The following is a 9938-nucleotide window of genomic DNA, read 5'->3' as shown; positions in this document are numbered from 1 at the left end:
GGCGGCCGTGCACCGGGATGGCCCCCACCCCACCCCGTCGGCGAGGATCTCCCCATGCACCCCGCACCACTGGACTCCCCGCCCCGTCCGCCCGCCCACCGGGCGGCGCTCGCCGCCGCGCTGTTCTGCGTGCCGTCCGTCCTGCTGCTGCTCCTGGTGGAGCTGGAGTGGAGCCCGCTGATGTCGCTCGACGGCGACATCGCGCGCACCACGCACCGCTGGGCGGTGGCCGACCCGGACGTCACGCGGGCGAGCCGGATCCTCACCGACTGGGTGTGGGACCCATGGACGATGCGCGCGTTGTGCGCGGTGACGGTGGTCTGGCTCGCGGTGCGCGGCGCGCGGTGGCTCGCGCTCTGGCTCGCGGGGACCTGCCTGGTCGCCTCCGCCGTGCAGCAGTCGCTCAAGGCGGCGGTGGACCGCCCACGGCCGGTGTGGCCGGACCCGGTGGACTCCGCGCACTACGCGGCGTTCCCCTCGGGCCACGCGATGACGGCGGCCGTGGTCTGCGGGCTGCTCCTGTGGCTGCTGCGCCTGCACGGGCCGGGCCCCACGCTGTGGCGCGCCGCCGTGGCCCTCGCCGTGCTCTCCGTGGCCGGCGTCGGTGTGACCCGTGTCTGGCTCGGCGTCCACTGGCCCACGGACGTCGTCGGCGGCTGGCTGCTCGGCGGCCTGACGGTGGCGCTGGCCGTCGCGACGTACGCGTACGGGCCGGGCCGGCGTGACCCGAGGGGCACTTGACCGCTCGTCGGCCGCTCCCGGAGGATCCTGCCCATGACGATCAAGGGCGTGCTCTTCGACTTCTCCGGGACCCTGTTCCGCATCGAGCCGACCGATGCCTGGCTGCGCGCCGTGGCCGACGGGCTCAAAGTGCCCTTCACCGACGGGGAGCTGGCGCGGCAGGCGGCGGACCTGGAGCGGGCGGGGGCGTTGCCCGGCGGGGCCTACCCGGTGGCCGTGCCCGAGCACCTCGCCGAGCTGTGGGCGAACCGCGACCGGAGCGCCGAGCAGCACCGCGCCGCGTACACGGGGGCCGCCCGGGAGGTGCCGCTGCCCGATCCGCGGCTGTACGACGCGTTGTACGAGCGGCACATGGCCCCGGAGGCGTGGCGTCCGTACGGGGACGCTCAGGAGGTGCTCGCGGGGCTGCGCGAGCGGGGCGTCAAGGTCGCGGTGGTCAGCAACATCGGGTGGGATCTGCGGCCCGTCTTCCGCGCGCACGGGCTCGACCCGTACATCGACGCGTACGTGCTGTCGTACGAGCACGGCATCCAGAAGCCCGACACGCGCCTGTTCGCGGTGGCGTGCGACGCGCTGGGCGTCGATCCCCGCGACGCCCTGATGGTCGGCGACGACCGGCGGGCCGACGGCGGCGCGGCGGATCTGGGCTGCGAGCTGCACTTCGTCGACCATCTGCCGGCCGAGCGGCGCCCTGAGGCCCTGCGACCGGTGCTCGGCCTGATCGGGTGACGCGGTGAACCGTCAGCCGCCGTCACCCGGCACGGCCCGGCCCGAACCACCTGTGAGCAGGCAACACTCCCCCGCGGTGTTGCCTGCCCCAGGCCGGTCCGGCCGGTGCGGAACCTCATGAAGGCCCCGTTACGGCACGCGCTGAGTATATTGGCTCAGAGCCAGTCAACGCAGGAGTTACAGAATGTCCCCGCGTAGCCCATCGGTCAATGAAGAGCTGCGCAGGCGTTCCCGCGAGCGGCTGCTGCAGGCCACGGTGGAGCTGGTCGGCGAGCGCGGCTACGAGGCCACGAAGCTCGGCGACATCGCCGACCGGGCGGGCGCGGCCCGCGGTCTGGTGTCGTACTACTTCCCCGGAAAGCGCCAGCTCCTGCAGTCCGCCGTGCACCGTCTGATGCACCGCACCCTGGAGGCCGCCCTGGAGCGGGAGCCGGGCACGGAGGACGGTGAGGAGCGCCTCGCGCGGGCCATCGACGCGATCCTGGGCCTGGCCCGCGACGAGCCGCTGCTCATGCGCACGCACATGGCGGGGATCCTTCAGGCGGAGGGCTTCGTGCAGTGCCCAGAGCAGCAGCGCCTCGCCGAGCTGCTGCGCGACACCGTCGTGCGGTACGGGTCGGGTGACGTCGGCAAGGACTATCCGCTGCTGCGCGCACTCCTGATGGGGGCGGTGTTCGCCCTGCTCATTCCGGGTGCGCCGATGCCGCTCACGACGCTGCGGGCCGAGCTGTTCGAGCGGTACGGCCTGGACTGGAAGCTCGGTGTCCCGCCGAGCGGCACGCCGCCCGACGGGACACCCTCAACGCTGTCGTTCCGTGTGCCTCGGGCGCCTTGGTCGCCTCAGTCGAAGTAGTCGGGCTGCGTCTGGACGTTGAGTTCGCTCATCCGGACCCACTGCGCCGGCCGGGTCCGCTTGTCGTTGATCTTCAGGACGTCGAGGCCCTTGGCGATGTCGTTGGAGTAGACCCGGCCGTTGTAGTAGTACGCCGACCACGAACCGGCCGTCGTGAGCTTGTCGGTGGTGTGCGGGCCGCGCTCGAAGTACCCGATCTCCTTGGGCCTGGTCGAGTCGGTGAAGTCCCAGACGGAGACGCCGCCCTGGTACCAGGCCTGGACCATGAGGTCCTTGCCCTTGACGGGGATCAGCGAGCCGTTGTGGGCCACGCAGTTCTCGGTGGTGGCCTGGTGGCGCGGGATCTTGAAGTAGCTCTTGAAGACGAGCTTGCGCTTGTCGCCCTTGCCCTTGATGTCGTAGATGCCGTTGGCACCGCGCTTGGGCCCGGTGGCCTCGTCGCAGGTGGCGCCGGAGCCGCCGCCGAGCTCGTCGGTGAAGACGACCTTGTCGGCCTTCTGGTTGAAGGTCGCCGAGTGCCAGAACGCGAAGTTCTCGTTGTCCTGCACCTGGTCGATGACCCTCGGCTTCTCCGGGTCCTTGATGGAGAAGAGGATGCCGTCGCCCATGCACGCGCCCGCGGCGAGATCCTCGGAGGGCAGCACGGTGAGGTCGTGGCAGCCGGTGGTCTTGGAGACGCCCGGGTTGGTGGGACCGCCCGGGTTGCCGCCGCCGTCGGGGCCCTCACCGGGGAAGAGCACGGGGAAGTCGATGACCGCGGCCTGCTGCGGGGCCTTGCGCGGCACCTTGATGATCGAGATCCCGTCGTGCGGCGGCCGGCAGTCGGGGAACGACGCGCTCGGCGAGTACGAGGAGACGTACACGTAGACGTCGCGACGCTCCGGCACCAGCGTGTGCGTGTGGGAGCCGCAGGCGGTCTCGACGGCCGAGACGTACCTGGGGTTCGCCTTGTCGCTGATGTCGAAGATCTTCATGCCCTCCCAGGAGGACTTCTCCGTCGCGGGCTGCGAGGTGCTGTTGCAGGAGTTGTCGCTGCGCGAGGAGTCGGTGGACAGGAAGAGCAGGTTCCCCGAGACGGAGATGTCGTTCTGCCCGCCCGGGCACAGGACCTGCGAGACCGTCCGGGGCTGCTCCGGCCTGCTGATGTCGAAGATGCGGAAGCCGTCGTAGTTGCCCGCGAACGCGTACTTCCCCTGGAAGGCGATGTCCGTGTTCGTGCCGGGCAGTGCGTCCTTGGGGATGTTGGCCACGTGCTCGATGTTGGCCGAGTGGACCACCTCGCCCGGCGCGGGGATCTCGCCGCGCTCGATGGCCTCGCGCGCTTTCGCGGCGTCGCTCTTGGAGACGCTCTTCGGGGCGGCGGGAGAGTCACCGGGGTCGGGCGTGGCTCCCGCGGGCGCCGCGGTGAGCAGCGCGGCGAGGAGTCCGGCCGCCGCGGCGCCGGCTCCCAGGCGTCTGCGTCGAGTTCGGGATTTGTTCAACAGGGTCACTGCGTCCTCCCTTGTCGCCGTTCACAGTCGAACCGTTCACGGACACCCGCAGTATCGTGCTCGTCATGCACAGATCAACAGAGGGCGACGCACTCGTCACGAAACTCTTCGGTCACGGACACGCGCCCTCGTGCTAGTACGGAGCCCAACCCGCCCGCGTGCCAAGGAGGTCGCTGTGCTGCTCAACCGCCGTACGTCCGCCGTCACCGCGCTCGTCACCACCGCCGTTCTCGCGCTCGGGGGCTGTGACTCCGGCGCGGGCGGGGGCTCGAAGTCCGACGCCGGACGCGAGGCGTCGCCGGGCCCCTCGGTGATCGCCCCCGGCAGACCGGGCGAGACCGCGGAGACGATGTCGGCGAAGGAGGCGGCGGAGAGGAGAGTCGACGACGACACCCCCAACTCGGCGGACTTCACCTACACGCAGATGATGATCACGCACCACGGCCAGGCGCTGACGATGACCGAACTCGCCCCGAAGCGGGCCGGGTCGGGGAAGGTCAAGCGGCTCGCCTCCCGCATCAGCGCCGCGCAGGCACCGGAGATCGGCGCCATGAAGCGCTGGCTGAAGAGCCACGGCGGCCCGCGCGAGGACACCGGACACGGCACCGCGCAGGGGAACGGAAAGGGGAACGGAAACGGGAGCGGGCACGACCACGCGACGATGCCCGGGATGGCCACGGACGCGCAGCTCAAGCAGTTGCGCGCCGCGCAGGGCAAGGCGTTCGACCAGCTCTTCCTGAAACTGATGATCACGCACCACAGCGGGGCGGTCACGATGGCCACGGACGTGCTGGCCGAGGGCAACAACATCCAGGTCGAGGAGATGGCGAACGACGTCGTGGCACAGCAGTCGAGCGAGATCAGCCGGATGCGCGAGATGGACTGACCCCCGCGACCGAAGGACGGTGGACTGCGGGTGCCACGGCACACGCTCCTGACAGCGGGCACCACGAGTGCGATCCTGAAACCGTCCCGGGGTCGCCTCGCGGAGGGAGCACCACCGTGCTGCAGGTCGCCGTCGTCGGTTCGGGCCCCAGCGGGGTGTACGCCGCGCAGTCCCTGGTCCAGCAGGAGCGGGTGCCGGGGGTGCGGGTCGATGTCCTCGACCGGCTCCCCTGCCCCTACGGCCTCGTGCGCTACGGCGTCGCGCCGGACCACGAGAAGATCAAGTCCCTGCAGAACAATCTGCGCACGGTCCTGGAACACGACCGCGTGCGCTTTCTCGGCGCCGTCGAGATCGGTCCGGGCACCCTGCCTCCGGAGCGGCTCCTCGGCCTGTACCACGCGGTGGTCTACTGCGTCGGCGCGGCGGCGGACCGCAGGCTCGGGGTGCCCGGCGAGGATCTGCCGGGCAGCCACTCGGCGACCGAGTTCGTCTCCTGGTACAGCGCGCATCCGGACGTCCTGACGGACGGCTTCCAGCAGGACGGTTTCGTACGGGGCGTGGAGTCGGCCGTCGTCATCGGCGTGGGGAACGTCGCGGTGGACGTCGCCCGCATCCTGGCCCGCGGGGTCACCGAGCTGCTGCCCACCGACATGCCGGACGCGGCGCTCGGCGTCCTCGCGGGGAGTCGGGTGCGTGAGGTGCACATGGTCGGGCGGCGCGGGCCGTCCCAGGCCCGGTTCACCACCAAGGAGCTGCGGGAGCTCGGCTCGCTCCCGGACACGGAAATCCTCGTCGACCCGGAGGAGTTGGCGCTGGATCCCGCGTACGCCGACCCGTCGGGGCTGCCCGCCGCGAACCGCCGCAACGTCGAGGTGCTGCGCGGCTGGGCCGAGCGCCCCGCGCGGGGACTGCCCCGGCGGATCCGGCTGCGCTTCTTCCTGCGGCCGGTGGCCCTGACGGCCGGGGCGACGGGCCGCGTCGCCGGGGCACGGTTCGAGCGGACGCTGCCGGACGGCCGGGGCGGGGTGACCGGTTCGGGGCGGTACGAGGACATCCCGGCGCAGCTGGTCCTGCGCTCGGTCGGCTACCGCGGGGTGCCGCTCGAAGGGCTGCCGTTCGACGCCGACCGGGGCACGGTGCCGCACGCCGCGGGGCGGGTGCTGCGCGACGGGGCGCCGTCACCGGGAGAGTACGTCGCCGGGTGGATCAAGCGGGGTCCGACCGGTGTCATCGGCACGAATCGCCCGTGCGCCAAGGAGACGGTGCAGTCGCTGCTCGACGACGCCCCCGACCTCGTACGGAAGGACGTTCCGGAGGATCCGCTGACGGGGCTGCGCGCGGCCGGCCTGCGCCCTGTGGAGTGGCCGGGGTGGCTGGCGATCGAGCGGGCGGAGGCGGAGCTCGGGCGGTCGCTCGGGCGGGGCGTGGTGAAGATCCCGGACTGGGCGGGGCTGCGACGGGCGGCGCAGGGGCGGTAGCCCACTGGGCCCGGCTTGCGCACAGGGCCCGGCTTGCGCGGAGCCCGCCGCTCGGCGGTCGGGTCAGCCGTCGGTGGCCGATCAGCCGTCGGCGCCGAGCCGGTCGGCCTGGAGGGCGGCCGCGGCGAGGACGCTGTCGAGCAGACCGGGAAAGAGCGCGTCCAGGTCGTCGCGGCGCAGCACGCTCAGCTTGGCCGTGCCGCGGTAGATCTGCCGGATCACGCCGCTCTCGCGCAGCACCCGGAAGTGGTGCGTGCTCGTCGATTTGGTGACGGGCAGGGCGAAGTACGAGCAGGACAGCTCGGCCCCCTCCTCCCGGGCGAGATCCCGGACCACCCGCATCCGCATGGGGTCGGCGAGGGCGTGCAGCACCGCTTCGAGCCGGATGTCCCCGGGCTCGGGGTGGGCCAGCGTCCTGCTGCTCGCTGCGGCGGTCGTCATGACGGCTCCACTTCGTCCGGTGTTCCCTGGCGCCAGTGCCGGTGTTCCCTTGCGTCATTGTACGAGGTCCATCGTAGTTTGACATTCACCGTACTACGAGGTCTATCGTACGAGCAGTCCACCAGCCGCGAGGAATGGAGTCCGCCGTGAGCGCCCTGTTCGAGCCGTACACCCTGCGATCGCTGACGATCCCGAACCGGGTCTGGATGCCCCCGATGTGCCAGTACTCGGCGCTGCCGGAGGGACCCGAGGCGGGTGTTCCGCGGGACTGGCACTTCGCGCACTACGCGGCGCGCGCCGCCGGCGGCACGGGCCTGATCATCGTCGAGGCCACCGCCGTCAGCCCCGAGGGCCGCATCAGCCCGTACGACCTGGGCATCTGGAACGACACGCAGGTCGAGGCGTTCCGCCGGACGACGGCGTTCCTCAAGAGCCAGGGCACCGTCCCCGGCATCCAGATCGGGCACGCCGGGCGCAAGGCGTCCACCGGCCGTCCCTGGAAGGGCGGCGCCCCGGTCGGCCCGGAGGAGTACGGCTGGCAGCCCGTCGGACCCAGCCCCGTCGCCTTCGACGAGCGTCACCCCGTCCCGACGGAGCTGACCGTCGAGGAGATCCGCGAGATCGTCACGCAGTTCGCCGACGCCGCGCGGCGCTCGCTGGACGCGGGCTTCGAGGTCGCCGAGATCCACGGCGCGCACGGTTACCTGGTCGGCGAGTTCCTCTCCCCGCACAGCAACAAGCGCACCGACGCGTACGGCGGTTCGTACGAGAACCGCACGCGGTTCGCGCTCGAAGTGGTCGACGCCGTACGGGCCGTGTGGCCCAAGGACAAGCCGCTGTTCTTCCGCATCTCCGCCACCGACTGGCTTCAGGAGGCGGGCTGGACGGCCGACGACACCGTGCGCTTCGCCACCGCGCTCAAGGAGCACGGCGTCGACCTGCTCGACGTGTCCACGGGCGGCAACGCCGCGGGCGTCCGCATCCCGGTCGAGCCCGGCTACCAAGTGCCGTTCGCCGCTCGGGTGAAGGCCGAGACGGAGCTGGCGGTCGCCGCGGTCGGCCTCATCACCGAGGTGGCGCAGGCCGAGAAGATCATCGCCAACGGCGAGGCGGACGCGGTCCTGCTGGGCCGGGAGCTGCTGCGCGACCCGTCGTGGGCGCGGCGCGCGGGGCGCGAGCTCGGCGCCGAGGTGCATGTGCCGGACCAGTACCACCGGTCGGTCTGAGCAGGAGCAGCACACCACTGGTCCGACGCCCGGTTCACTCGCTTCACTCACTTCACTCGCTCACTCGGGAATGGCCGCCATCGTGAAGGAGTGACCGGCCGGGTCCGCGTACGTGCGCGTGTCGCGCGGGCCACTGTTGTTCTTCGTGTCCACCGGGCGCGCCCCGAGGCCGACCGCCTCGCGCTCCGCCTCGTCCATGTCGTACCGGGCCACCATGATCCGCAGGTGTGCCTGCTGCGAGTCCTCGGGGCGGGGCCAGCTCGGCGGGATGTAGTCGCGCTCCCTGTGCACGGCGAGGCAGACCCCGTTCTCGTTGGTCACCTCTACGTAGTCGGGGTCCTTGCTCAACTGGATCTCCGCGCCGAGCAGTCCGGCGTAGAACTCGGCCAGCTGCTCCGGCTGCGAACAGTCCAGTACGAGAACGGTGTTCTTGTGAACGGTCATGGCGTCCGGGTCCCCCGCGCCCATGCCGCCAAACGGGGCGTGCGGCGTTTCCGCCCACCGGCCAGGGGCACCCGCGCGACCATGGAGTGGTTGCACAGGGCCGCCTGCGCCGATGAGGACCCCGACCTGTTCTTTCCCGTCGGCACTACAGGACCCGCGATAAGAGATCTCGACGCCGCCAAGCAGATCTGCGCCCGCTGCCCGGTGCGCGGGGAGTGCCTGGCCTGGGCTCTCAGCACCGGGCAGGCGTCCGGCGTGTGGGGCGGCACCTGCGAGGAGGAGCGTGCGGCGCTGAACAGGAGAACGCTGCACCCCTGAACGGTTCGGGCGGGCCTGCGCCTTCGTCAGCGCGGCCGACGTGCGTCGTCAACGCGGCCCACGTGCGTCGTCAGCGCGGCCCACGTGCGTCGTCAGCGCGGCCGACGCGCCCCGCGCCTGGACGCGACATTGCCCGAGCCCTTCAGACGGTGCGGGGTCAACCTGCCCTGCCCCCTGGGGACTTCGTCCGGCTCCCGCACCTCCTCGACGTGCCCGACCGGGCCGCCGGGGGGCGGTTGCGGCTGGTCCTGGGGGCGGGGCGGCAGCTGCTCCCTGTCGCGGACCCGGACCCCGAACCACACGGCCCAGACCAGCAGGGCGGCGATGGCCACTCCCACCAGGAACGGCAGGAGTCCGCCCAGCGGCGCCGAGGCGGCGAGGTGTTCCACACTGAGGTCGGTCTTGAGGCCAGTCATGGGTGCCGAGTACCCGCGACCCGGCGGCGGACACCGGCTCGCTCACCGCATCCGGCCCGGTCCGTCGCCGCATCGGCTCAGTCACTTCATCCACTCGGCCTCGTACGCCACGTACGTCCCGTCGTGCGTCGCGAGGTGCACGAACTGGTCGACGTACGCCTTGAACTCCCCATCCCCGCGCGGCATCGCGTACGCCTTCTCCGAAAAGGTGAAGGGCTTGTCGGGATGGAGCGAGCAGAGTTCGGGGTGGACCTTCGACTGGTAGAGCGTCTCGCTCGCGTCCGTCATCATCACGTCCGCCCGGCCGTCGATGATCTCCTGGAAGATGGTCGTGTTCTCCGGGTGGAGTGCGATCGTCGCCCGCTTGATGTTCGCGCGCGCGAACTCCTCGTTGGTCCCGCCGGGATTGACGATGACCTTCGTGCCCGGCCTGTCGATGTCCGTCAGCGCTCCCGCGCCGAACCGGTCCTTGTCCGCGCAGCGCACGATCGGCGTCTTGCCGTCCTCGCGGGTGGGCTCGCTGAAGTAGACGTGGCGGGCGCGCGGCAGCGTGATCGAGACACCACCGACACCGATGTCGCAGCGGCGCGCGGCGACGTCCTTGGTGAGGTTCGCCCAGGTCGTCGCCACGAACTTCGGCTTGGCTTCCAGGCTCTTCGCGAGGTCGCGCGCCATCTTGATGTCCACGCCGCTGTATGTCCTGTCGGCCGGGTCCAGCTTCGTGAAGGGGGCGTAGTCGCCGGTCGTGCAGACCTTCAGTACGCCCTTCCTCGGCACGGAGTCCAGGAGGCTGCCCTGGTGGCGGTCCGGGCGCGCGCCCGCGCCCGCGTCGGGCGAGGCGGGCGCGGCGGCGGTGACGGCCAGCAGGCAGACGAGGGCGGACAGAGTGGCGGCACGCTTCACGGGGGGCTCCTCT

At 71.5% G+C, this 9938-nt stretch carries 12 protein-coding genes; 7 read left to right on the top strand and 5 right to left on the bottom strand.

Going from position 1 to position 9938, the window contains the following annotated elements:
• The first annotated feature begins 54 nt into the window (after positions 1 to 54).
• The 3 genes from ACWDVB_RS19355 (at position 55) to ACWDVB_RS19345 (ending at position 2323) form a co-directional block, all read left to right on the top strand.
• Positions 55 to 741, top strand: coding sequence for a phosphatase PAP2 family protein (locus ACWDVB_RS19355; protein ID WP_451513672.1), 687 nt, complete (start codon positions 55 to 57; stop codon positions 739 to 741).
• A gap of 33 nt (positions 742 to 774) precedes the next feature.
• Entirely contained in the window at positions 775 to 1470 is a 696-nt protein-coding gene (locus ACWDVB_RS19350) for an HAD family hydrolase (RefSeq protein WP_451513673.1), read from the top strand.
• 184 nt (positions 1471 to 1654) lie between these two features.
• Positions 1655 to 2323, top strand: a complete 669-nt coding sequence (locus tag ACWDVB_RS19345) for a TetR/AcrR family transcriptional regulator (protein ID WP_451513674.1) — start codon at positions 1655 to 1657, stop codon at positions 2321 to 2323.
• Here ACWDVB_RS19345 and ACWDVB_RS19340 read toward each other — a convergent pair.
• Positions 2311 to 3813 (bottom strand): LVIVD repeat-containing protein, encoded by a 1503-nt coding sequence (locus ACWDVB_RS19340; protein ID WP_451513675.1) that lies wholly within the window; start codon positions 3811 to 3813, stop codon positions 2311 to 2313. The two genes, ACWDVB_RS19345 and ACWDVB_RS19340, sit on opposite strands and share 13 nt — an antisense overlap.
• A gap of 175 nt (positions 3814 to 3988) precedes the next feature.
• On the opposite strand from ACWDVB_RS19340, the gene ACWDVB_RS19335 reads away from it, so the two are divergent.
• Both ACWDVB_RS19335 and ACWDVB_RS19330 read left to right on the top strand, forming a co-directional pair.
• The gene (locus tag ACWDVB_RS19335) at positions 3989 to 4699 is read left to right on the top strand and encodes a DUF305 domain-containing protein (RefSeq protein ID WP_451513676.1); all 711 of its coding nucleotides are present in this window, start codon (positions 3989 to 3991) and stop codon (positions 4697 to 4699) included.
• A gap of 116 nt (positions 4700 to 4815) precedes the next feature.
• Positions 4816 to 6177: an FAD-dependent oxidoreductase gene (locus tag ACWDVB_RS19330; RefSeq protein ID WP_451513677.1), complete on the top strand. Its 1362-nt coding sequence runs from the start codon at positions 4816 to 4818 to the stop codon at positions 6175 to 6177.
• Between the two features lie 81 nt (positions 6178 to 6258).
• Here ACWDVB_RS19330 and ACWDVB_RS19325 read toward each other — a convergent pair whose 3' ends face one another.
• Positions 6259 to 6618, bottom strand: coding sequence for an ArsR/SmtB family transcription factor (locus ACWDVB_RS19325; RefSeq protein WP_451513678.1), 360 nt, complete (start codon positions 6616 to 6618; stop codon positions 6259 to 6261).
• A gap of 146 nt (positions 6619 to 6764) precedes the next feature.
• Here ACWDVB_RS19325 and ACWDVB_RS19320 point away from each other — a divergent pair, with 146 nt between their 5' ends.
• Complete coding sequence (locus tag ACWDVB_RS19320) at positions 6765 to 7844, top strand: NADH:flavin oxidoreductase/NADH oxidase (RefSeq protein WP_451513679.1); 1080 nt, start codon at positions 6765 to 6767, stop codon at positions 7842 to 7844.
• A 60-nt stretch (positions 7845 to 7904) separates the two neighbouring features.
• Here the strand turns inward: ACWDVB_RS19320 and ACWDVB_RS19315 are convergent, their stop codons facing one another.
• Entirely contained in the window at positions 7905 to 8288 is a 384-nt protein-coding gene (locus ACWDVB_RS19315) for a VOC family protein (protein ID WP_451513680.1), read from the bottom strand.
• A gap of 81 nt (positions 8289 to 8369) precedes the next feature.
• Between ACWDVB_RS19315 and ACWDVB_RS19310 the strand changes: the two genes are divergently transcribed.
• Complete coding sequence (locus ACWDVB_RS19310; protein WP_451513681.1) at positions 8370 to 8606, top strand: WhiB family transcriptional regulator; 237 nt, start codon at positions 8370 to 8372, stop codon at positions 8604 to 8606.
• 92 nt (positions 8607 to 8698) lie between these two features.
• On the opposite strand, the gene ACWDVB_RS19305 is transcribed toward ACWDVB_RS19310, so the two are convergent.
• On the bottom strand, positions 8699 to 9022 hold the full coding sequence (locus ACWDVB_RS19305) for a DUF6479 family protein (RefSeq protein ID WP_451513682.1): 324 nt from the start codon (positions 9020 to 9022) through the stop codon (positions 8699 to 8701).
• An 81-nt stretch (positions 9023 to 9103) separates the two neighbouring features.
• Positions 9104 to 9925: a transporter substrate-binding domain-containing protein gene (locus ACWDVB_RS19300; RefSeq protein WP_451513683.1), complete on the bottom strand. Its 822-nt coding sequence runs from the start codon at positions 9923 to 9925 to the stop codon at positions 9104 to 9106.
• Between the last annotated feature and the right edge of the window lie 13 nt (positions 9926 to 9938).

The sequence above is a fragment of the Streptomyces sp. NPDC003379 genome, from assembly GCF_053589195.1.
Note: the sequence above shows the minus strand (reverse complement) of the source record. Positions and strands in the feature narration are given on the sequence as shown.

Bases quoted from the DNA above. Each gene is read 5' to 3' on its own strand.
- ACWDVB_RS19355 (WP_451513672.1), top strand. From the start codon at position 55: ATGCACCCCGCACCACTGGACTCCCCGCCCCGTCCGCCCGCCCACCGG.
- ACWDVB_RS19350 (WP_451513673.1), top strand. From the start codon at position 775: ATGACGATCAAGGGCGTGCTCTTCGACTTCTCCGGGACCCTGTTCCGC.
- ACWDVB_RS19345 (WP_451513674.1), top strand. From the start codon at position 1,655: ATGTCCCCGCGTAGCCCATCGGTCAATGAAGAGCTGCGCAGGCGTTCC.
- ACWDVB_RS19325 (WP_451513678.1), bottom strand. From the start codon at position 6,618: ATGACGACCGCCGCAGCGAGCAGCAGGACGCTGGCCCACCCCGAGCCC.
- ACWDVB_RS19315 (WP_451513680.1), bottom strand. From the start codon at position 8,288: ATGACCGTTCACAAGAACACCGTTCTCGTACTGGACTGTTCGCAGCCG.
- ACWDVB_RS19310 (WP_451513681.1), top strand. From the start codon at position 8,370: ATGGAGTGGTTGCACAGGGCCGCCTGCGCCGATGAGGACCCCGACCTG.
- ACWDVB_RS19305 (WP_451513682.1), bottom strand. From the start codon at position 9,022: ATGACTGGCCTCAAGACCGACCTCAGTGTGGAACACCTCGCCGCCTCG.